This is a genomic window from Nonomuraea sp. KM90 (assembly GCF_052246675.1).
Taxonomy (GTDB): Bacteria; Actinomycetota; Actinomycetes; order Streptosporangiales; family Streptosporangiaceae; genus Nonomuraea.
Genome location: NZ_JBQQCB010000010.1, coordinates 148,722 through 168,719 on the forward strand (window position 1 = coordinate 148,722; position 19,998 = coordinate 168,719).

A 19,998-nucleotide genomic window follows, 5' to 3' on the forward strand; every position below is an offset into this window, starting at 1 on the left:
GCCATGCCCCTCGCCACCATCGGCGACATCGTCACCCAGTCACCCGCGGGGGTGGGCGCGTTCAACGTGATCCAACTTGAGCACGCCACCGCCATCGTGACCGGCGCAGAGGCCCTCGGCCTGCCGGTCGTGCTGCAGATCAGCGAAAACTGCGTGCGCTACCACGGCTCCCTGGAGCCGATCGCGCTGGCCTCGCTCGCGGTCGCCCGGCGGGCCGAGGTGCCCGTCGCGGTCCACCTCGACCACGCCACCGACCGGGCGCTGGTCGAGCAGGCGGTGACGCTGGGGCTGGGCTCGGTCATGTACGACGCCTCGGCCCTGCCCGACGAGGACAACGTCGCCGCCACGGCCGAGGTGGCGGCCTGGTGCCACGAGCGTGGCGTGTGGGTGGAGGCCGAGCTGGGCGAGGTCGGGGGCAAGGACGGCGTGCACGCGCCCGGCGCCCGTACCAAACCGCACGAGGCGGTGGACTACGTGACCAGGACCGGCGTGGACGCGCTGGCCGTGGCCGTGGGCACCTCGCACGCGATGACGACCAAGGACGCGGTGCTGGACCTGGAGCTCATCGCCGAGCTGCGCGCGGCCGTGCCGGTGCCGCTGGTGCTGCACGGCTCTTCCGGGGTGCCCGACGACGTGCTGCGCGAGGCCGTACGCCAGGGCATGAAGAAGATCAACATCGCGACCCACCTGAACAAGGCGTTCACCGGGGCCGTCCGCGACTACCTCACTCACGACGAGCGGGTCGTGGACTCCCGCAAATATCTCAAGGCCGGCCGAGACGCGGTGGCCCGCGAGGTCACCCACCTGCTCGGCGTGCTCACGGGCTGAGCTCCTTGCGCATCAGCACGGCGGCCCGGCCCTCGATGCCTTCCCGGCCGGTCTCGACGTAGCCGAGCGACTCGTAGAGAGCGATGTTGGCGGCCATCCTGACGTTCGTGTAGAGGCGCAGCGCGCGCAGGCCCAGCCTGCGCGCCTCGTCCTCCGCGTACGCCATCAGCGCCCGCCCGATCCCCTTGCCGTGCAGCTCGGGGCGGACCGCGACGTTCTCCACCAGCAGGACGCCGTCCTCGGGAACGAGCACGACGAGCCCTTCGAGCCCGTCGGTGACGTGCACCCGGCCCGCGGCGACGAGCGCGGCGTAGTCGGCCTCCATCGGCAGCGGCCGCATGCCGATGACCTCGATCCACGCCGTGTAGGCGTCGCGGACGAGCCGCTCGACGGCGACGACGTCGCTCTGTTCGGCCAGTCTCATGCGCTCAATCTTGCCAAAACCCGCTCGATCTGGCGCTGGAAGGTGCCGGGCGGGTTGCGCGGGTGCTCGTGGGAGAGCAGGAAGAACCAGACCAGCGCGTGCGCCTTGCGGCACTCGCGCATCCGCCGCTCCTCCTGCGGGCTCAGCTCGAACCGGCGCGCGATCTCCACCTCCCCGTCCACCCACATCGACACGTGCTCGGCCAGCTCCGCCAGCTCGAACGCCACGTCGCTGCGCCCGGAGTCCTCGAAGTCGACGATGCGTACGCGGGTGCCGTCCCACAGGAAGTTGGCCAGGTTGCCGTCGCCGGCCCCGAACACCGGCGTGACTCCCGCCTCGCCCGGCGACCAGCTCTCCAGCCACCGCAGGCCCTCCTTGACGGCCCGGTCCGCCGACGGCTCCCTCGGCTGCCACGCCGCGCACCGGCTCCTGACCCAGTCGACGATCGCCTCGCGCTGCCAGGGGCGCACGGGGAGGGTCCGCAGGACGTGGCCGGGCACCGCGGTGTGCAGCTCGCGCAGGGCCTCGGCCATGCCCGACACGTGCTTGGCACGAGCGAACAGCCCGCGCAGCGGCACCCCGTCGATCCTCGACATGGTCACCACGCCGTCGTCGTACGCGATCGGCTCGGGCGCGAGATCCGGGGCGTACTCGGCCAGCAGGTTCAGTGCCCGCCATTCGCGCTCGGCCGCGCCGGGCTTGCTGTCGACGTACCGCTTGACCACGCGGTCGCCGTCGTAGTCCAGCTCGTGCGTGTGCTGAAGATCAGCCATTCCCGCATGCTAGGGCCAACAGCCGCTCGACGGCGCCGGACACGAGCCGGTGCACCTCCTCCTCGCCGAACACGCGATACTCCGCCGACGCCGGCGGGGTTCCCGTAGTCACGCGAATGGACGATGAGCCCGTCCCTGACGCGAACCTGCCCCGATGCCCTTCCCGGCCCTCGAACCGGGTCGCGATGCCCGGCTGCGCGAACGGGATCGCCGAGCCCGGCCACCGCGCACCCACCTAGGCCGACACGTCACGCGCCCACGCGGGCCGACACGTCACGCATCCGCCGGGTCGGCGCGTCACCAGGGCAAGGGCGCCCCGTCCTGGAAGAACCCCCCGGTAGGCCCGTCATCAGGCAGGTCGGCGGCCCACAACACGCTCCTCGCCCCCTCGGCCACCGGCCGCCCGCCGGCCCCGCCCATGTCGGTCGCCACCCACCCCGGGCAGACCGAGTTGACCAGGACGCCCTCCCGGTGCAGCTCGGCCGCCAGGATCCTGGTCAGCGCGTTCAGCCCGGCCTTCGACACCGCGTACGCCGGGGTCCCCGCCCCCATCGAGGCCAGCGACCCCACCTCGCTGGAGACGTTCACCACCCGCGCGTGGTCGGAGGCCCGCAGCAGCGGGAGCAGGGCCAGCGTCACCCGCCACGCGCCCAGCAGGTTCGTCTCCAGCGCCTCCTGGACCACCGTCAGATCCGCGTCGGTGGCCCGCTGCCAGGTGTCGTAGTGAATGGCGGCATTGTTGACCAGCACGTCCACCCGGCCGTGCGCCTCCCCGACCTCCCCGGCGAACCTCTCCACGGACCCCGGGTCGGACACGTCGAGCTGCCACGCCCCCACGGACTCGCCCAGCTCACTGGCTGCCTTCTCCGCCTTGCCCAGATCCCTGGCCGTCAGCACCACGAGGTCACCGGCCAGCGCGAGCTGCCTCGCCACCTCGCGCCCGATCCCCCGATTGGCCCCCGTGACCACGCAAACCCGGCCGCCCGCCATCACATCCTCCTCCGCAGGAACTCCCGCTCCACCTCGTTGCCGGACCGCGCGATGGCCGCCTCGTACGCCGCCACGGCCTCCCCCTCGCGCCCCAGCCGCCGCAGCAGGTCCGCCCGCACGGCATGCAACAGGTAATAGTCCACCTCGAGCCCGTCGACCACCCGCAACGCCGCCGCCGGCCCCTCGACCTCGGCCAGGGCCACCGCCCGGTGCAGCGCCACCACCGCGGTGGGCGTGAAGGTCAGCAGCAGGTCGTACAGCCGCAGGATCTGCCCCCAGTCGGTGTCCCCCGCCCGCGCCGCGTCGCTGTGCACGGCGTTGATCGCGGCCTGCACCTGGTACGGCCCCGGCTCGTCGCGGCGCAGGCACGCCCGGACGATGGCCTGCCCCTCCTCGACGAGCCCCCGGTCCCACAACCCCCGGTCCTGCTCGGCCAGGGGCACCAGCTCCCCGTCCGCCCCCGTACGCGCCGGCCGGCGCGACTCGATGAGCAGCATCAGAGCCAGCAGCCCCAGCACCTCAGGCTCGTCCGGCATGAGCTCGGCCAGCAGCCGCCCGAGCCGGACGGCCTCGGCGCACAGCTCCTCGCGCACGAGCCGATCGCCGGAACTGGCCGTGTACCCCTCGTTGAAGATCAGGTAGACCACCGCCAGCACCGACCGCAACCGGTCGGGCAGATCGGCGTCGCCCGGCACCCGGTACGGGATGCGCGCGTCCCGGATCTTGTTCTTCGCCCTGACCAGCCGCTGGGCCATGGTCGGTTCGGGCACGAGGAACGCGCGAGCGATCTCGGCGGTCGTGAGCCCGCCCAGCAACCGCAGCGTGAGGGCCACCTGCGCGTGCACGGCCAGCGCCGGGTGGCAGCAGGTGAAGATCAGCCGCAGCCGGTCGTCGCGCACGGGCCCCTCCAGCGGCGGCTCGCCGGGCGCCTGCAGGAGCGCGGCCTGGGCGTGCTTGTCCGGGCGGGCCGACTCCCTGCGCAGCCGGTCGATGGCCCGGTTGCGTGCGGTGGTGATGATCCAGCCGGCCGGGCTCGGCGGCACCCCGGCCTCCGGCCACTGGCGCACCGCCACGGCGAACGCCTCCTGCACCGCCTCCTCGGCCAGGTCGATGTCGCCGAAGACGCGTACGAGCACGGCGACCGCCCTGCCGTACTCCTCACGGAACACCTGCTCGACATCCGGCATACCGCCTTACCGTAGTGCCCGCCGCTCACCTCCTACACGAACGCCGGGCACCCGGATCGACAGGCTCACATCTGCCGGGCCATGGCCTCCACGGCGTTCTTGGCGTTGAGCAGCGATGCCCCGGTGACCTCGCGGTAGATCTTGATCGCCTTGATCATCTTCCCGTTCCGCAACTCCTGGTAGAACTGCGGCGGCAGCTCCGGCCCGCCGGGGACAGAGTCGATGAAGGCGGGATCGATGCCGAGGTGACGCTGGAGGTACGCGACCTGCTGCTCAAGCCGCGCGATCCTCTCCTCAAGGGATTCCATGCCAGGAACCCTACGTAAAAGGCCGCTCCCAATCGCATGGGAGCGGCCCGAACCAGGATCGGCTTGCCCGGTCAGCGCTGGGTCGGCGCGACGACGACCTCGACGCGCTGGAACTCCTTGATGTCGGAGTAGCCGGTCGACGCCATGGTCCGCTTCAGCGCCCCCATGAGGTTCATCGACCCGTCCGCCACGCTCGACGGCCCGTGCAGGATCTGCTCCAGCGTCCCCACGGTCCCGAACGCGACCCGCCGCCCGCGCGGCAGGTCGGGGTGGTGCGCCTCCGACCCCCAGTGGAACCCGTGCCCGGGCGCCTCGGCCGCGCGGGCCAGCGGCGAGCCCACCATCACGGCGTCGGCCCCGCACGCGATGGCCTTGGCGATGTCACCGGAGGTGCCCATGCCGCCGTCGGCGATCACGTGCACGTAGCGGCCGCCCGACTCGTCCATGTAGTCGCGCCGCGCCGCCGCCACGTCCGAGATCGCGGTGGCCATCGGCACGGCCACGCCCAGCACGGTACGCGTCGTGTGCGAGGCGCCCCCGCCGAAGCCCACCAGCACGCCGGCCGCGCCGGTGCGCATCAGGTGCAGGGCCGCGGTGTACGTGGCGCAGCCGCCCACGATGACCGGCACGTCGAGCTCGTAGATGAACTGCTTGAGGTTGAGCGGCTCGGCCCGCCCCGACACGTGCTCGGCCGAGACGGTCGTGCCGCGGATGACGAAGATGTCGACGCCGGCGTCGATCACGGCCTTGTGGTATTGGACCGTACGCTGCGGCGACAGGCGCACGGCGGTGGTCACCCCGGAGCCGCGGATCTCCTCGATCCGGCGGCCGATCAGGTCTTCCTTGATCGGCGCCGCGTAGATCTCCTGGAGCCGCTTGGTGGCCGCCTCCTGGTCGAGGGAGGCGCACTCCTCCAGCAGCGGCAGCGGGTCCTCGTACCTCGTCCACAGCCCTTCGAGGTCGAGCGGCGCCAGACCGCCGAGCCGGCCGATCTCGATGGCGGTGGCCGGCGAGACCACGCTGTCCATGGGAGCGACGACCACGGGCAGCTCGAACCGGTAGGCGTCGATCTGCCAGGAGATCGAGACTTCCTCCGGGTCACGGGTGCGCCGCGAGGGCACCAGGCCGATCTCGTCAAGCGCGTACGCCCGCCGCCCGGTCTTCCCCCGGCCGATCTCCACCTGCTGAGTCATGAACTTACCTTCTGTGATAGTTCGGAGCTTCCACGGTCATCTGGATGTCGTGGGGATGGCTCTCCTTGAGGCCCGCCGCCGTGATCGGCATCAGCTCGCAGTCGGTGTGCATCTGGCCGATCGTGCGGCAGCCGGCGTACCACATGCCCTGGCGCAGCCCGCCGATGAGCTGGTGAGCGACGGCGGCGACCGGGCCGCGGTAGGGGACCTGGCCCTCGATGCCCTCGGGGATGTACTTGTCCTCGCCGCCGACCTCGGCCTGCGCGTAGCGGTCCTTGCTGAAGGAGGTGCCGCCGCGCTCGCGGTTGCGTACGGCGCCGAGCGAGCCCATGCCCCGGTACGACTTGAACTGCTTGCCGTTGATGAAGATCAGCTCACCGGGCGACTCCTCGCACCCGGCGAGCAGCGAGCCCAGCATGACCGTGTCGGCCCCGGCGGCGATCGCCTTGACGATGTCGCCGGAGTATTGCAGCCCGCCGTCGCCGATCACCGGCACGCCGGCCGGCGCGCACGCCTTGGACGCCTCGTAGATGGCCGTGACCTGCGGCGCGCCGACCCCGGCCACCACCCGGGTGGTGCAGATGGAGCCCGGGCCCACACCCACCTTGACCGCGTCGGCCCCGGCGTCGACCAGCATCTGGGCGCCGGCCCTGGTCGCGATGTTGCCGCCGATGACCTGGACCTTGCTGTTGGCCTTGATCTTGGCGATCATCTCGGCCAGCCCCTTGGAGTGACCGTGGGCCACGTCCACGACCACCACGTCCACCCCGGCCTCGATCAGCGCCTTGGCGCGCAGCTCGGCGTCGCCGCCGACGCCCACGGCCGCCCCGACGATGAGCCGGCCGTCGGCGTCCTTGGTGGACAGGGGGTACTGCTCGCTCTTGGTGAAGTCCTTGACCGTGATCAGGCCGCGCAGCCTGCCCTCGGCGTCCACGAGCGGCAGTTTCTCGATCTTGTTCTTCCTGAGCAGGGCGAACGCGTCGTCACGCGACACCCCCACGGGCGCGGTGACCAGCGGCATCTTGGTCATGACCTCGCGCACGGGCCGCGACTGGTCGTTCTCGAAGCGCATGTCGCGGTTGGTGACGATCCCGACGAGAGTGCCGGACATGTCCGTGACGGGCACCCCGGAGATCCGGTACGTGGCGCACAGCCGCTCGACGTCCGCCAGCGTGTCGTCCGGGCTGCAGGTCACGGGGTTGGTGACCATGCCGGCCTCGGACCGCTTGACCAGGTCGGCCTGCTGGGCCTGCTCCTCGACCGACAGGTTGCGGTGCAGGATGCCGATGCCGCCCTGCCGGGCCATGGCGACCGCCATGCGGGCCTCGGTGACGGTGTCCATGGCGGCGGAGACCAGCGGGATGGACAGCGTGATGTCCTTGGACAGGCGAGATCGGGTGTCGGCCTCGCCTGGTTGGAGATCTGAGTATCCGGGCACCAACAGCACGTCGTCGAAGGTCAAACCCATCTCGGTGAACTTGGACATGCTGCGGCCCCCTCCTGCCGTTGCGCTGATTCAGCTAAGTCTAGGGCCTGCCTCCAAAACACATCGGCACCGGGCACACGACGCCCGGAAAGCACCGATGCCGAAAGCACGATGACCCCCACGGGGGGTCGCGTCCAGCGACCCCCCGCAGGCAGCGGTTTCCGCGCCTACGGGGGGTCGCGTTCAGCGACCCCCCGCAGGCAGCAGTTCTGCGCCTACGGGGGGTCGCGTTCAGCGATCCCCCGCAGGCAGCGGTTTCCGCGCCTACGGGCGATCGCGTCCAGCGACCCACCACAGGCAACGGTTCCCCGCGCCTGCGGTCCGTCGTACTTCCGGCATCAAAAAGTGCCGGGGGATGGGACGGTCGGTGATCCGTCCCATCCCCCGGCCACCGGCATCCGGGCGATGGCAGTGCACCGCACCACCGAACCCCCCTCCGCGTCCTGATGGCCGTGACCGCCGCGCCTTGTGTGGATGCCGACGCTAGGTAAAGCCTGCGTTACTCAACGGAACAACGCAATGTGAAAACGTGCAATTGCACGAAGTTGCACGGCGCGGCGGCCGAGTCGGCGGAACGAGCGGACAGCGGCCGGATGCGGGGTTATTCTCGCGGCACGCCCGTGTCCCCCCAACGGAGCCGCCCATAATGCGCAATGAGCCGCGAATCATGTCTGATCCCTTCGAGACCCTGGGCCTCGACCCGGCCCAGACGGCGCTCTACTCCGCGGTGCTCCGCCTGCACAAGGCGACCAGGACCGATCTGGCGCAGGCCATGGACGGCACCGTGGAGAAGGTCGGCCGCCAGCTCGACGACCTCGTGAAGCTGGGGGTGATCGACGAACAGAGCGGCCAGTACCTGGCCAGACACCCCGCGGCGGCTCTCGGCCGGGTGATCGCCGAGCGCCTCGACCGGCTGGCCGAGGAGAGCCGGATGATCGACTCGGCGCTCGGCTCGATCCGCAGCCTGATCCGCGACTACGACGCCGGCCGCGACTACCGCAGCGGCCCTTTCACGGTCGAGATGGTGAGCGGGGCGGACATCCTGTACGAGAGCGTGGTGGGCATCGCCGTTCAGTGCCAGACGCCGCCGATGCCATTACTCACGGCGGTTCCCGACGAACGCACCATGACAGACTTTGCACGGAAATTTGCGGATCCTTGGATTGACGCGCAAAAACGAAACCTTCTCACCGTTCATACGATCATTCCGGTCTCCACACTCACGGTCCCCGGCGTTCGCGAACAGCTCACCCGCCTCATCGAATCGGGCGGCAAGGTGCGCACGCTGGACCGGGTGCCGAGCTGGTTCCTGACCGCCGGCGCGGAGGTGGCGGGCATGCCCGCGCACTGGGGCGGCAACCTGCCCGACCACGCCTACAACTTCTACCTCGTCCGCACCTCCGTCGTGGTGGGCGTGCTGCGCTCGCTCTTCGAGGAGCTGTGGGCCCGGGCCATGCCCCTTCCGTGGGGCAGCAGGCGCGACGGCATGGTCCAGGTGCTGCGCCTGGCCGCGCAGGGCATGTGCGACGACTCGATCGCCCGCCAGCTCGGCCTGTCGGTACGCACGGTGCGGGGGAGGTTCGCCGACGCCATGACCGAGTTGGGCGCTCAATCCCGCTTTCACGCAGGTGTGGAGGCTGCCAGACGGGGATGGCTGAGGTAATCCCCACCGCTGGGGCCGCTTCGGTCATATGGTGGGAAGGTGCTGGAAGACGTCCCCCGCGATCCGTTCGCGGACGACCCTAACGACCCTTCCTCGGCGATGGGCGCCCTCGACGACGCCGAGCCGCTCACGGCAGCCGAACGCGACGAGGCCATCACCGACCTCGCCGACGTCGAGGTCTTCCGCTCCCTGCTCGAACCGCAGGGGGTGCTGGGGCTCGTACTCGACTGCCCGGAATGCGGCGAGCAGCACTTCTTCGACTGGGAGCTGCTGCGCGGCAACCTGAAACAGATGATCGAGAAAGGCCAGCCGCAGGTCCACGAGCCGGCCTTTCACCCTGACCCCGCCGACTACGTCAGCTGGGACTACGCCAGAGGCTATGTCGACGGCGTCATCGACACGGAGGAGCGCCGCTGACCGACATCCTTCCGCAGCGCGGCCAGCAGCCGCGCCGCCACATCGCCTGATCCAGGCGTCTCTCCACGACCGAGCGCGTCGAGCAGCGCGTCGGTCTCCTCCTCTGGCGTCAAGCCGACTCCAGCTCGGCCATCTGCCGCAACCTCGCCAGCGCCCGATGCTGGGCGACGCGAACCGCACCCGGTGACATACCGAGTACATTACCGGTCTCCTCGGCGGACAACCCCGACACCACCCGCATCAGCAGCAACTCGCGCTGGTTGTCGGGCAGCCTGGCCAGCAACCGCCGGGCGTTCTCCACCTCGATGTACCTGACCACCGTCTCCTCTGGCCCCGGCCCGTCGTCGGGCCCGTCGGGCAGATCCTGAGTGGGTACGGCCGAGCGCACCGAACTGCGCAGCGCGTCGGCCACCTTGTGCGAGGCGATCCCGAACACGAAGGACGCGAATGGCCGCCCCATGTCCCGGTATCGCGGCAACGCGGACAACACCGCGATGCACACCTCCTGGGCTACGTCATCGGCAATGTGATATTGCCCTGAAACCCTGCCCAGCCTGGCGCGGCAATACCGCACCACCATCGGACGCAACTCCCCGAGCAGAGATTCGATCGCACTGCGATCTCCCTGCACGGCGAGGCTCGTCAGTTCCCTAAGGTCGGAGTCATCCGTCCGTGCCGGAAGTCTCGACGCGAGCCTTACCCCAATTTTGGCGTCGGCGACGCTTCCCTCGCTCACGATAGGCATGATGCCCGCACTGATCCTGCCTGTCGTCATAGCGAACGGCTACGGATTGGTCACATTGAAGCGACGATAACCAGCAGTAATCAACCGACCACACTAAGCCTTAATATTGACATAATGTTTCACTTGATAACCCGGAATGCACGATATTTGTCAGACCGCCGACGCTTATGGCCCGCACCCGGTTTACTCCAATAATCCACCTTTTCCCACACTTCCCCCCATCCCGCCCACAACCTCCCCGGGTACAAATGCGAACCCATCGCAACAAGGCAGGCACCGCAGCGACCACCAGACGGCAGACCCACCGGCGCGATCACTCGGATTCGTCACGCGCGTCGAGCAGATCCAGGTACCCCCGGACCGCCTCCCACAGATGATGCTCCGGATACCGCCCCAGCCCCCGGTGCTCCCGCCGCCACCGCCGGTCCCAGTACGCCTCGTGCACGGCCCGCAAGTGCTCCAGAGCGGTCCCCAGCTCCCCCTCGACCTCGGCCACCCGCCCCTCGCCACCACCGGCGGCGCCGCGTACCGACTCGAACCGCCGCTCCCGCAGCGCCTCGAGCACCCCCTTCTCGACCCCTTCGAGCGACCAGAACCGTACGGGCTCCCGGATGCGATGGTTGGCCACCGGATCCCGATGGGACCGCCACCAGTAGGCGATCCCGCCCTTGTCCAGGCGCAGGAAGTCCACCAGCCAGGCCGTGCCGGGCGGCTGGGTCTCCCAGGCCACCTCCTCGGGCGGCAGGTTCAGCACGAGGACGACCTCGACGGCGTCGATGGGATCGGCCCCGTCGAGCAGGTCGCCGAACACGTACGCCGCCCGCAGGAACGGCTCGTCCGCCGGGACGCGCCTGGTCCGCTCGCACTCCTCGGCGAGCATCCGCAGCCGCTCCACCGCCCGCGCGTACCGCATCCCGCCCCGCCTCCCCACATCGAGCCCGCGACCAGCGTACGGCCCCTCACGGCCCCCGGAACGCGTACGGAAGAACCGGTCAGTGGCCGTGGCCGTGACCGTGACCCTGGCCGCCGGCCGGGGCCTCCTCCTCGGGCTTGTCCACCACGAGCACCTCGGTGGTGAGCAGCATGCCCGCGATCGAAGCCGCGTTCTGCACGGCCGACCGCGTGACCTTCACCGGGTCGATGACGCCCTGGTCGAGCAGGTTGCCGTATTCGCCGGTCGCGGCGTTGAGGCCGTGACCCGCCTCCAGCTCGGCGACCTTGTGCGTCACCACGTAGCCCTCGAGACCGGCGTTCTCGGCGATCCAGCGGGCCGGCTCCACCAGCGCGCGGCGCACGACGCCGACACCGGTGGCCTCGTCGCCCGTCAGGCCGAGGTCGTCGAGCTCCTTGGAGACGTGGATGAGCGCGGAGCCACCGCCGGAGACGATGCCCTCCTCGATCGCGGCGCGCGTCGCGGAGATCGCGTCCTCGAGGCGGTGCTTCTTCTCCTTCAGCTCCACCTCGGTGGCGGCGCCGACACGCAGCACGCACACACCGCCGGCGAGCTTGGCCAGGCGCTCCTGCAGCTTCTCGCGGTCCCAGTCGGAGTCGGACTGCTCGATGGCGAGCTTGATCTCCTTGACGCGGTCCTCGATGGCCTGCGCGTCACCGGCGCCGTCGACGATGGTCGTGGCGTCCTTGGTGACGACGACGCGGCGGGCCGTGCCGAGCACCTCGAGACCGACGTGCTCCAGCTTGAGGCCGACCTCCTCGCTGACGACCTGGCCGCCGGTGAGGATGGCCATGTCCTGCAGCATCGCCTTGCGGCGGTCACCGAAGCCCGGGGCCTTGACGGCCACGGAGGTGAAGGTGCCGCGGATCTTGTTGGTGACCAGGACGGCCAGGGCCTCGCCCTCGACGTCCTCGGCGACCACGAGGAGCGGCTTCTTCGTCTGGGCGATCTTCTCCAGCAGCGGCAGGAAGTCCGCGATGGAGGAGATCTTGCCCTGGGTGAGCAGGATGTAGGCGTCCTCGAGGACGGACTCCATCCGCTCGGGGTCGGTCACCATGTAGGCCGACAGGTAGCCCTTGTCGAACTGCATGCCCTCGGTGAACTCGAGCTCCATGCCCATGGCGTTGGACTCTTCGACGGTGAGGACACCGTCCTTGCCCACCTTGTCGAACGCCTCGGCGATCAGGTCGCCGATCTGCGCGTCCTGAGCGGAGATCGTCGCGACATTGGCGATCTCCTTCTTGTCCTCGACCGGACGGGCGCTGGCGAGCAGCTTGTCGCTGATCGTCCTGGCCGCCTTGTCGATGCCGCGCTTGAGCGACAGCGGCGAGGCGCCGGCCGCCACGTTGCGCAGGCCCTCGCGGACCATGGCCTGGGCCAGGACGGTCGCGGTGGTGGTGCCGTCGCCCGCGATGTCGTTGGTCTTGGTGGCAACTTCCTTGGCGAGCTGGGCGCCGAGGTTCTCGTAGCGCTCCTCCAGCTCGATCTCACGAGCGATGGTCACACCGTCGTTCGTGATCGTCGGCGCACCGAACTTCTTGTCGATGACGACGTTGCGGCCACGCGGGCCGAGGGTTACCTTCACGGCGTCCGCGAGGGCGTTCACGCCACGCTCGAGCGCGCGGCGGGCGTCCTCGTCGAACTCCAGGATCTTCGCCATTGCTGAATGTCCTCTCCTAGCGTCGAAAGCCCCGGCCGCCCTCAAGAGCGCCCGGGGCTCGACACATCCGGCCTACTTCTCGATGATCGCGAGAACATCGCGGGCGGAGAGCACGAGGTACTCCTCGCCGCCGTACTTGACCTCGGTGCCGCCGTACTTGCTGTAGAGGACGATGTCGCCCTCAGAGACGTCGAGCGGAATCCGCTTGTCGCCGTCCTCGTCCCAGTTGCCCGGGCCCACCGCAAGAACCTTGCCCTCCTGCGGCTTCTCCTTGGCGGTGTCAGGGATGACCAGGCCGGAAGCGGTGGTCTGCTCGGCCTCAAGCGGCTGAACCACAATGCGGTCGCCGAGCGGCTTAACGGGAACCTTGGTGGCGGTCGTCACGATCGGACCTCCCCTTCAGATTTGAATGATCTAGAAGAGGCGACCAGCTGGGCCTGCCGTCGCGGGTGTCAGACCTGCCTCGTCGCACGTTGGCACTCTCAAGGGGAGAGTGCCAACAGGAAACATATGCAAGAGGGGCTTGACAGTCAACACGAACGCGTCTGCTGAGAGCGATCAGACCGTAATCAGACGGTAGAGCTCCCGCGCGTCCCCTGCGTGACGGGTACGTGTCCGGTGCCGCTAACGTCAGGTGACGTGGACCTGGACGCCTTCGCCGAGTTGCTCACCCCGCGCGGCCGGCGGGCGCTCGTGGAGGCCGGAGAGCTGGTGGGCGCCGATCCGGTCGCCGCCGCGACCACCCTGCGCAGGACGTACGACGCCGGGCTCACCTCCGCCGCCCTCACCCAGGCCGGGCTCAGGGAGCGGGCCAGGGCAAAGTTCGGGCAAGACGCCGGCAAAATGTATTTCACGTCACACGGCCTGGAGCAGTCCACCCGGGCGGAGGTCGCCGAGCACCGCGCCCGCCGCCTGCTCGCCCTTCGCCCCGCGGGCGCGCCGCACGTCCTGGACGCCTGCTGCGGCGTCGGCGGCGACCTCCTCGCGCTGGCCCGCGCCGGCTGCACCGTGACCGCCGTGGACACCAACCCGCTGACCGTCGCCGTGGCCAGGGCCAACGCGGAGGCGTTCGGCGTGGGCGAGCGGGTGACGGTGACCGTCGCGGACGCGGCCGGGGTGCGGCCCGAGGACTACGACGTGCTGTTCGCCGATCCGGCCAGGCGTACGGGCAGGGGCCGCACGTTCGACCCCATGGCCTACTCCCCGCCCTGGCCCGTGGTGCTCGACCTGGTCTCCCGGGCCGCCCTGGCGTGCCTCAAGGTGGCCCCCGGCATCCCGTACGAGTTCATCCCCGAGGGCGCCCAGGCCGAGTGGATCTCCTTCAAGGGCGAGGTCAAGGAGGCCACCCTCTGGACCGGCCAGGGCGGAGGCCGGCGGGCCACCCTGCTGCCGGGCGGCCACACCTTGACCGCCGCCGGAGTCCAGGCCCCGGTCGGCCCCGCCGGCCGCTACGTCTACGAGCCCGACGGCGCCGCCATCCGCGCCCACCTCGTCGGCGAGGTGGCCGAGCTCGTCGGCGGCAGGCTGCTCGACCCGATGATCGCCTACATCACGGCCGACGACCCGGTGGACTCCCCGTGGGCCACAAGATACGAAATAGAGGACATTCTTCCTTTCTCCCTGAAAAGACTTCGCGCCGCACTCCGTGACCGACAAATCGGCAATGTCACCATCAAAAAGCGCGGCTCCGCCATCGACATCGAACGCCTCCGCGCCGACCTGCGGCTCAAGGGCGACAACTCGGCGGTCATCATCCTGACCAGGATTATCGACAAACCATCGGTTCTCATCTGCAAGGCCCTCTCACCTGGCTGAACCCCCAAATCCGGTCATCCGCGCGTTAACCGCGATCTTTTCCTTCGCCACTGACGGACCTTGATCGAAAGGCTAAGGTGGGCGGGCGGGAGTTCTCCCCCCTAATGCGGTTGACCGCGTTCTCGCTCTTTCAGAAATGAACCGGACCTTACCCCACCGCTGCGCGGCAGACCGTCGGCGAGCGAAGGAGCTTTCGGTGGACCATTCCAACCACACCACCCTTCTTCAAACGGGCGCTTACGACGCCGTCCCCAAGAGGATGCGGGACCTCCTCGCGCGCGCCGCCCAGGACCACGTGTACGAGCAGCGCACCCAGGGCGCCGTGCTCGACGAGATCCGCCAGCGGCTCGAAGGCATGGAGTGGCTCCTGCGGGAGGTGCGAGAGCGCGAGCTGGGGGGCCTCAGCGGCACTCTTGAGTCGGTGAGCGGGCGGCTCGAGGAGATCTCCGCCAAGCCGCCGATGTGGGCGGAGGGCCTTGCGCAGCACGTGGAGGCCGTGCGCGACCACGTGGACGCCGTGGGCGAGAAGGTGGGCCACGTCGACGCCCGCGTGACCCCGGTCGCCGAGCTGCCGAGCCTGTGGGCCGACTTGGGGACCGTGGGCGAGAGCGTGGACGAGGCGCTGAGCCGGCTGCAGTCGGTGCTCGACACCACTGACGGCATCACCAAGGGCATGTCCGACTTCGCGGCCACGCTGGCCGGCCTCAACTCCAGCATGGAGGCCGCCGCCAGCCGCTTCACCCGGCTCGACAAGTCGATGGCCGAGCTGGCCGACCGTACCGACCGGGTCGAGGCCGTGGTCAACGACATGTCGGACGGCGTCGGTGAGCGCCTGGCGGGCACGGCCGAGCAGCTGGCGAGCAAGGTGGACGCCGCCGAGCAGCGCTTCACCGTCCGGCTGGACGAGACCGACAAGCGCCTGACAGCCCGCCTGGACGACGCGGACCAGCGGCTGACCGTCCGCCTCGACGAGACCGACCAGCGGCTGGCCACGGCCCTCCTGGAGGCCGACGAGCGCCTGGTGAGCCGGCTCAAGGAGGCCGACGAGCAGCTCACCGGCCGCCTGTCCGGTGTCGAGCAGCGGCTCACCACCAGGCTCGACGAGACCGACCAGCACCTCGCGGTGCAGCTCGGGGAGAGCGAGCAGCGCCTGACGGCCCGGCTCAGCGGCGTGGACGCCCGGCTCGACCGGGCCGAGGGCAAGCTCATGGGCCTCGACACCAGGCTCACCGGGTTCGACAGCCGGCTGGAGTCCGCCGACGAGTGCCTGGCCGACATCGACACCAGGCTCGACGGCATCGACGGCCGGATGAGCGGCGTCGACAAGCGGATCCTGTCCATGGACGGCCAGCTCGGCGCGGTCGACAAGCGGCTCGGCACGCTCGACGGCCACCTGGGCCGCCACGACGACCGCTTCGACGCCCTCGACGTACGCGTCGACGCCCGCTTCGCCTCGCTGGACGAGCGCCTGGTCGCCACCGGCCAGCACGTCAGCGAGAGCGCCACCCGCAGCGAGGGCCGCTTCAACAAGCTCGACAACCAGATCGACGCCATCGACGAGCGGCTGGTCGAGGCCGAGGAGCACATGACCGGCCGCTTCGACGCCATCGACACCCGCTTCAACGGCCTCGACACCCACATGAACGGCCTGGCCACCCGCGCCGAGCAGGCCGGCGAGCACCTGGAGTCGGTGGACGACCGCATCGAGGCCGTCAACCAGCGGATGAGCCAGCTCCCCGCCACCCTGGCCATCCCCGAGCGGGTCGGCGAGCTCATCCAGTCCCACACCGGCGAGCAGGCCGAGCGCCTGACCGCCGCCGCCGACGCGCTCACCGACCTGGTCAGGTCACGGCCCGACCGCGACGAGCTGGCCGGCACGGTGTCCGGCATCGTCCAGCCCGCGACCGAAGACCTGAACAAGCGCCTGGGCGCGCTGGAGGAGACCATGCTGGCCCTGGCGGAGGCCCTGCTGCGCCCGACCCGGGCCAAGGACTGAGCGCCGCTGTGAGACGGCTCACAGCCGTTCCTGTCACGTCCGGGAGGTCATGACCGTCCGTTGCTCGGAGCGAAAGGAGAGCAACGGATGTTCATCAAGATCACAGTGGTCGTGGCCGCGGCGACGATGCTCGTCGCCGGCGTGTGGATGCGGATCGATCCGACGGGCTTCGCCGCATGGGCGAACTGGCCCGACCACGTGCACTTCCTGCACGATGCCGGTGTCTTCCAGATGGGCATCGGCCTGATGATGTTGTGCGCCCTGTGGTGGCGCGACGTGATCGCGGTGGTGCTGGCGGGCTACGTGTTCACCAACACCTTCCACGCGATCAACCACCTGCTGGACCGGCACCTGGGCGGCAGCGACTCCGACTGGTGGCAGATCGGGCTCTTCTCCGTGCTCGCGGGCGCCGCGCTGGCCGTGCGCCTGCGCGCCCTCCGCGGGCGCGAGGAGCCCGGACGCGCACCGTCGTGATCTGCGGCGAGGAGCTCAGACGTGCACCGTCGTGATCGGCAGCGATGAGTCGGCCGGGATCTCCAGCGTCGAGGGCGTGATGCCGGCCGCGACCAGGTCGGAGCCCAGGGCCGCGACCATGGCGCCGTTGTCGGTGCACAGCCCGGGACGGGGCACGCGCAGGCGTACGCCCGCCGCGTCGCACCGCTCCTGGGCCAGCGCCCGCAGCCGGGAGTTGGCCGCCACCCCGCCCCCGATCAGCAGGTCGTGCACGTCGTATTTCCGGCACGCCTGCAGCGCCTTGCGGGTCAGCACGTCCACCACGGCCTCCTGGAAGGAGGCCGCCACGTCGGGCACGTGGATGGACTCCCCCGCCGTCTCCCTGGCCTCGACCCAGCGCGCCACGGCCGTCTTGAGCCCGGAGAAGGAGAAGTCGAGCGTGCCGTCGTCGATCTTGCCGCGCGGGAAGGAGATGGCCGTCCCCGAACCGTCGCGGGCGGACCGGTCGATGTAAGGTCCGCCGGGGAACGGCAGCCCCAGCACCCGCGCCACCTTGTCGAACGCCTCTCCGGCCGCGTCGTCGACGGTGGAGCCGAGCGAGATCACGTCCTCGGCCACGTCGGGCACGAGCAGCAGCGAGGAGTGGCCGCCCGAGACGAGCAGGGCGATGCACGGCTTGGGCAGCGGCCCGTGTTCGAGCTGGTCGACGGCGACGTGGGCGGCGAGGTGGTTGACACCGTAGAGAGGGACGCCGAGGCCGAGCGCGTAGGACTTGGCCGCGGCCACGCCGACCAGCAGCGCCCCGGCCAGCCCGGGGCCGGCCGTCACGGCGATGGCGTCGATGTCGGAGAACTTCAGCCCGGCCGCGGCCAGCGCGGCCTCCACCGTGGGCGTCATGGCCTCCAGGTGGGCGCGCGAGGCGACCTCGGGCACCACGCCGCCGAACCTGGCGTGCTCCTCCATGCTGGAGGCGATCGTGTTGGCCAGCAGCGTGTGGCCCCTGACGATGCCGATGCCGGTCTCGTCGCAGGACGTCTCGATGCCCAGGACCAGGGGTGCGTCAGTCACCTAGCTTCCTTCTCATCATGATCGCGTCGGTGCCGTCGTCGTAGTAGCGGCGGCGGGTGCCGATCTCCTCGAACCCGAAATGCCGGTAGACCGCCTGCGCGCGCGGGTTGTCGGCGCGTACTTCCAGGAAGATCTCCCGCGCGCCCCTGCGGCTCGCCTCTGCCAGCAGCGCGGTCAGCAGCGCGCTGCCGATGCCCGTGCCCTGGTGCTTCTCCAGCACCGCGATGGTCTGCACGTCGGCCTGGTCGGCCGCGGCGGCGAGCCCGGCGTAGGCGACGATCTCGTCGTCCACCAGGGCCACCACGTAGTGGCGGGAGCGCGGCATGTCGGCCAGCTCGCCGCGCATCATGCCCTCGCTCCACGCGTCGAGCGGGAACGTGGCGCGCTCGATGGCCATGACCGCCGGCAGATCGGCCTCGGTCATCGGCCTGAGGTTCACGCCGTCACCCTCTTGGGCGCTCCCGGCGCCACGGCGTCGGGTCTGCGCAGGTAGATCGGGCGCGGCGGGTCGAGCGGGATGCCCTGGGCCAGCCGCTCGGCCGCCAGGGCGGCCAGCGCGCCGGCGTAGGGGTAGGGCGGCGCGTCGCCCCCGCCCCCCAGGAGGTCGGCGTAGAGCTGGGCGCCCGCGCCCACGACCGGCAGCCCCTCCACCGGCACGTCGGCGGGCCGGTCCACGAAGGGACCGTCGAGCCGGGTGCGCGGATCGGAGTAGCGCGCCCAGAACACTTCCTTCCGCCGCGCGTCGGTGGCGACCAGGAAGGGCCCGGTGAGCCCGCTGCCGTAGGCGACGGCGTCGAGCGTGCAGATGCCGTACGCGGGGGCGCCGAGGGTGGTGGCGAGCCCCTGCGCGGTCATCAGCCCGACGCGCAGCCCGGTGTAGGGACCGGGACCGCTGCCCGCCACGATGGCCGTCACGTCGCGCGGCGACGCGCCCGCCTCACCCAGGACGAGCTCGATTGTGGGCGCGAGCAGCTCGCCGTGTCGCCGGGCGTCGATCGTCGTCGACTCGGCGAGCACGCGCTCCCCGTCGTGGAGCGCGGCGGTGACGGCGGGCGTCGCGGTATCAAAGGCCAGGACCAGCACGACTGTTTAGCCTACCCGCCGGAAGGGTCACGCCCAGCCCGTACGCCGCTTCAGCCAGTCGAGGGCCACCACTCCCTGGGCGCGCTGGAACGCCCTGATCGTGGGCAGGCCGGGCGGATCGGGCTGGCGGCCCTGCCGGACGAGGTAGCCGGTGACCGCCGCCACGACCTGGGTGACCGGGAGGCCGGGCAGGTCGAACAGCTCGTCGGCCTGGGGCCCGCCCTGCATGCTCACCGAGGGCAGCATGCCCACCGTGTCGAACCAGGGCGCGCCGCGGCAGGCCCACGGCCAGTCCACGACGTAGACGCGGTCGTCGGTGAGCAGGATGTTGTCGGCCCGCAGGTCGGCGTGGACCAGGGTGTCGCCCGCCGCGGCCGCGGCCCAGCCGGACTCCAGCTCGGCCAGCTCGCCGAGGTGGCGCAGCGCCCAGGGGTCGAGGCCCGAGGTGTCCTCCTTCAGCAGGCGGCGCCAGCCCTGGAACGCCTGCCCGAACACCTCCCCGATCTCCGGGGCGTCGATCGGGGACGGCGTGAGCGCCTCCGACATCTCCTTGACGGCCGCCAGCACCCGGTCGAGCTGGTCGCGCCGCCACGGCAGCTCGGGGTGCTCGGCCTCGACGTCCTCGAAGACCAGCGCGACCCACCCCGCCAGCTCGAAGCCGGTCAGCAGCCTGGGGGCGGGGACGGACTCGGGCAGGGCGGCGGCGATCTTGAGCTCGGCCTGGTAGATGCGCACGGTGTCGGCGTTCGGCTCGGGACCGACGGCCTTGACGAAGGCGCGCCTGCCGTTGTCCGTGCGCAGACGCACTGCTGCGGCCGGGGAGAAGCCGCCCGACTGCGTGTCGGCTCCGGTCACGCGGCCGCCGAGGAACTCCTCGACCGCGGCGCGCACCCCCGGGTGCACCTCGTGCCAGGGCAAGCGGGTCCCGGCGGCGGGCGGGTTGGCGGTCATGTGCTC

At 70.6% G+C, this 19,998-nt stretch carries 21 protein-coding genes; 6 read left to right on the plus strand and 15 right to left on the minus strand.

Annotated features, from left to right (window positions below; translation table 11 throughout):
- Nucleotides 1-3 precede the first annotated feature (3 nt).
- Nucleotides 4-828, plus strand: coding sequence for a class II fructose-bisphosphate aldolase (locus ACTWPW_RS14375; RefSeq protein ID WP_375116617.1), 825 nt, complete (start codon nucleotides 4-6; stop codon nucleotides 826-828).
- Here ACTWPW_RS14375 and ACTWPW_RS14380 read toward each other — a convergent pair.
- The 7 genes from ACTWPW_RS14380 to guaB form a co-directional block, all read right to left on the minus strand.
- Complete coding sequence (locus ACTWPW_RS14380) at nucleotides 818-1,252, minus strand: GNAT family N-acetyltransferase (protein WP_443169004.1); 435 nt, start codon at nucleotides 1,250-1,252, stop codon at nucleotides 818-820. The two genes, ACTWPW_RS14375 and ACTWPW_RS14380, sit on opposite strands and share 11 nt — an antisense overlap.
- The gene (locus ACTWPW_RS14385; protein ID WP_443169005.1) at nucleotides 1,249-2,025 is read right to left on the minus strand and encodes a phosphotransferase family protein; all 777 of its coding nucleotides are present in this window, start codon (nucleotides 2,023-2,025) and stop codon (nucleotides 1,249-1,251) included. The genes ACTWPW_RS14380 and ACTWPW_RS14385 overlap by 4 nt, the downstream gene beginning before the upstream one ends.
- 297 nt (nucleotides 2,026-2,322) lie before the next feature.
- Nucleotides 2,323-3,015: an SDR family oxidoreductase gene (locus ACTWPW_RS14390; protein WP_375116614.1), complete on the minus strand. Its 693-nt coding sequence runs from the start codon at nucleotides 3,013-3,015 to the stop codon at nucleotides 2,323-2,325.
- Nucleotides 3,015-4,202: an RNA polymerase sigma factor gene (locus ACTWPW_RS14395; RefSeq protein WP_443169006.1), complete on the minus strand. Its 1,188-nt coding sequence runs from the start codon at nucleotides 4,200-4,202 to the stop codon at nucleotides 3,015-3,017. The genes ACTWPW_RS14390 and ACTWPW_RS14395 overlap by 1 nt, the downstream gene beginning before the upstream one ends.
- A gap of 65 nt (nucleotides 4,203-4,267) precedes the next feature.
- On the minus strand, nucleotides 4,268-4,510 hold the full coding sequence (locus tag ACTWPW_RS14400) for a hypothetical protein (protein WP_375116612.1): 243 nt from the start codon (nucleotides 4,508-4,510) through the stop codon (nucleotides 4,268-4,270).
- 71 nt (nucleotides 4,511-4,581) lie between these two features.
- Nucleotides 4,582-5,703, minus strand: coding sequence for a GuaB3 family IMP dehydrogenase-related protein (locus ACTWPW_RS14405; RefSeq protein WP_364112871.1), 1,122 nt, complete (start codon nucleotides 5,701-5,703; stop codon nucleotides 4,582-4,584).
- A gap of 4 nt (nucleotides 5,704-5,707) precedes the next feature.
- Nucleotides 5,708-7,189, minus strand: a complete 1,482-nt coding sequence (gene guaB / locus ACTWPW_RS14410; RefSeq protein ID WP_375116611.1) for an IMP dehydrogenase — start codon at nucleotides 7,187-7,189, stop codon at nucleotides 5,708-5,710.
- Between the two features lie 667 nt (nucleotides 7,190-7,856).
- On the opposite strand from guaB, the gene ACTWPW_RS14415 reads away from it, so the two are divergent.
- Nucleotides 7,857-8,852, plus strand: coding sequence for a helix-turn-helix transcriptional regulator (locus tag ACTWPW_RS14415; RefSeq protein WP_375116610.1), 996 nt, complete (start codon nucleotides 7,857-7,859; stop codon nucleotides 8,850-8,852).
- A gap of 39 nt (nucleotides 8,853-8,891) precedes the next feature.
- Nucleotides 8,892-9,269 carry a DUF5319 domain-containing protein gene (locus tag ACTWPW_RS14420; protein ID WP_080043188.1) on the plus strand — a complete coding sequence of 126 codons (378 nt, stop codon included), beginning with the start codon at nucleotides 8,892-8,894 and terminating at the stop codon, nucleotides 9,267-9,269.
- Nucleotides 9,270-9,378: 109 nt separating this feature from the next.
- Here ACTWPW_RS14420 and ACTWPW_RS14425 read toward each other — a convergent pair whose 3' ends face one another.
- The 4 genes from ACTWPW_RS14425 to groES all read right to left on the minus strand — a co-directional run bounded on the left by ACTWPW_RS14425 (nucleotide 9,379) and on the right by groES (nucleotide 13,010).
- Nucleotides 9,379-10,014 (minus strand): sigma-70 family RNA polymerase sigma factor, encoded by a 636-nt coding sequence (locus ACTWPW_RS14425; protein ID WP_443169020.1) that lies wholly within the window; start codon nucleotides 10,012-10,014, stop codon nucleotides 9,379-9,381.
- Nucleotides 10,015-10,327: 313 nt separating this feature from the next.
- The gene (locus ACTWPW_RS14430) at nucleotides 10,328-10,927 is read right to left on the minus strand and encodes a DUF7711 family protein (RefSeq protein WP_375116609.1); all 600 of its coding nucleotides are present in this window, start codon (nucleotides 10,925-10,927) and stop codon (nucleotides 10,328-10,330) included.
- A 79-nt stretch (nucleotides 10,928-11,006) separates the two neighbouring features.
- On the minus strand, nucleotides 11,007-12,626 hold the full coding sequence (groL, locus tag ACTWPW_RS14435; RefSeq protein ID WP_364112880.1) for a chaperonin GroEL: 1,620 nt from the start codon (nucleotides 12,624-12,626) through the stop codon (nucleotides 11,007-11,009).
- 72 nt (nucleotides 12,627-12,698) lie between these two features.
- Nucleotides 12,699-13,010, minus strand: a complete 312-nt coding sequence (gene groES / locus ACTWPW_RS14440) for a co-chaperone GroES (protein ID WP_043623565.1) — start codon at nucleotides 13,008-13,010, stop codon at nucleotides 12,699-12,701.
- Between the two features lie 255 nt (nucleotides 13,011-13,265).
- Here groES and ACTWPW_RS14445 point away from each other — a divergent pair, with 255 nt between their 5' ends.
- The 3 genes from ACTWPW_RS14445 (at nucleotide 13,266) to ACTWPW_RS14455 (ending at nucleotide 16,911) form a co-directional block, all read left to right on the plus strand.
- Nucleotides 13,266-14,441, plus strand: a complete 1,176-nt coding sequence (locus tag ACTWPW_RS14445; RefSeq protein WP_443169007.1) for a class I SAM-dependent methyltransferase — start codon at nucleotides 13,266-13,268, stop codon at nucleotides 14,439-14,441.
- Between the two features lie 196 nt (nucleotides 14,442-14,637).
- Entirely contained in the window at nucleotides 14,638-16,437 is a 1,800-nt protein-coding gene (locus tag ACTWPW_RS14450) for a hypothetical protein (protein ID WP_375116607.1), read from the plus strand.
- An 87-nt stretch (nucleotides 16,438-16,524) separates the two neighbouring features.
- Nucleotides 16,525-16,911 (plus strand): hypothetical protein, encoded by a 387-nt coding sequence (locus ACTWPW_RS14455; RefSeq protein WP_375116606.1) that lies wholly within the window; start codon nucleotides 16,525-16,527, stop codon nucleotides 16,909-16,911.
- 15 nt (nucleotides 16,912-16,926) lie between these two features.
- Here the strand turns inward: ACTWPW_RS14455 and tsaD are convergent, their stop codons facing one another.
- Genes tsaD through ACTWPW_RS14475 form a run of 4 tightly spaced genes read right to left on the minus strand, consistent with a single transcriptional unit; the run spans nucleotide 16,927 to nucleotide 19,992 of the window.
- Nucleotides 16,927-17,958 carry a tRNA (adenosine(37)-N6)-threonylcarbamoyltransferase complex transferase subunit TsaD gene (gene tsaD, locus ACTWPW_RS14460; RefSeq protein WP_375116605.1) on the minus strand — a complete coding sequence of 344 codons (1,032 nt, stop codon included), beginning with the start codon at nucleotides 17,956-17,958 and terminating at the stop codon, nucleotides 16,927-16,929.
- Complete coding sequence (gene rimI / locus ACTWPW_RS14465) at nucleotides 17,951-18,382, minus strand: ribosomal protein S18-alanine N-acetyltransferase (RefSeq protein WP_375116604.1); 432 nt, start codon at nucleotides 18,380-18,382, stop codon at nucleotides 17,951-17,953. The genes tsaD and rimI overlap by 8 nt, the downstream gene beginning before the upstream one ends.
- Before the next feature lie 11 nt (nucleotides 18,383-18,393).
- Nucleotides 18,394-19,041, minus strand: a complete 648-nt coding sequence (gene tsaB / locus ACTWPW_RS14470; RefSeq protein WP_375116603.1) for a tRNA (adenosine(37)-N6)-threonylcarbamoyltransferase complex dimerization subunit type 1 TsaB — start codon at nucleotides 19,039-19,041, stop codon at nucleotides 18,394-18,396.
- A gap of 27 nt (nucleotides 19,042-19,068) precedes the next feature.
- Nucleotides 19,069-19,992 carry an aminoglycoside phosphotransferase family protein gene (locus ACTWPW_RS14475; RefSeq protein WP_443169008.1) on the minus strand — a complete coding sequence of 308 codons (924 nt, stop codon included), beginning with the start codon at nucleotides 19,990-19,992 and terminating at the stop codon, nucleotides 19,069-19,071.
- Nucleotides 19,993-19,998 lie beyond the last annotated feature (6 nt).

Bases quoted from the DNA above. Each gene is read 5' to 3' on its own strand.
- ACTWPW_RS14400 (WP_375116612.1), bottom strand. From the start codon at position 4,510: ATGGAATCCCTTGAGGAGAGGATCGCGCGGCTTGAGCAGCAGGTCGCG.
- ACTWPW_RS14385 (WP_443169005.1), bottom strand. From the start codon at position 2,025: ATGGCTGATCTTCAGCACACGCACGAGCTGGACTACGACGGCGACCGC.
- guaB (WP_375116611.1), bottom strand. From the start codon at position 7,189: ATGTCCAAGTTCACCGAGATGGGTTTGACCTTCGACGACGTGCTGTTG.
- ACTWPW_RS14390 (WP_375116614.1), bottom strand. From the start codon at position 3,015: ATGGCGGGCGGCCGGGTTTGCGTGGTCACGGGGGCCAATCGGGGGATC.
- groL (WP_364112880.1), bottom strand. From the start codon at position 12,626: ATGGCGAAGATCCTGGAGTTCGACGAGGACGCCCGCCGCGCGCTCGAG.
- ACTWPW_RS14415 (WP_375116610.1), top strand. From the start codon at position 7,857: ATGTCTGATCCCTTCGAGACCCTGGGCCTCGACCCGGCCCAGACGGCG.
- ACTWPW_RS14425 (WP_443169020.1), bottom strand. From the start codon at position 10,014: ATGCCTATCGTGAGCGAGGGAAGCGTCGCCGACGCCAAAATTGGGGTA.
- ACTWPW_RS14380 (WP_443169004.1), bottom strand. From the start codon at position 1,252: ATGAGACTGGCCGAACAGAGCGACGTCGTCGCCGTCGAGCGGCTCGTC.
- ACTWPW_RS14430 (WP_375116609.1), bottom strand. From the start codon at position 10,927: ATGCGGTACGCGCGGGCGGTGGAGCGGCTGCGGATGCTCGCCGAGGAG.
- ACTWPW_RS14455 (WP_375116606.1), top strand. From the start codon at position 16,525: ATGTTCATCAAGATCACAGTGGTCGTGGCCGCGGCGACGATGCTCGTC.
- ACTWPW_RS14375 (WP_375116617.1), top strand. From the start codon at position 4: ATGCCCCTCGCCACCATCGGCGACATCGTCACCCAGTCACCCGCGGGG.
- rimI (WP_375116604.1), bottom strand. From the start codon at position 18,382: ATGACCGAGGCCGATCTGCCGGCGGTCATGGCCATCGAGCGCGCCACG.
- ACTWPW_RS14405 (WP_364112871.1), bottom strand. From the start codon at position 5,703: ATGACTCAGCAGGTGGAGATCGGCCGGGGGAAGACCGGGCGGCGGGCG.
- ACTWPW_RS14475 (WP_443169008.1), bottom strand. From the start codon at position 19,992: ATGACCGCCAACCCGCCCGCCGCCGGGACCCGCTTGCCCTGGCACGAG.
- ACTWPW_RS14395 (WP_443169006.1), bottom strand. From the start codon at position 4,202: ATGCCGGATGTCGAGCAGGTGTTCCGTGAGGAGTACGGCAGGGCGGTC.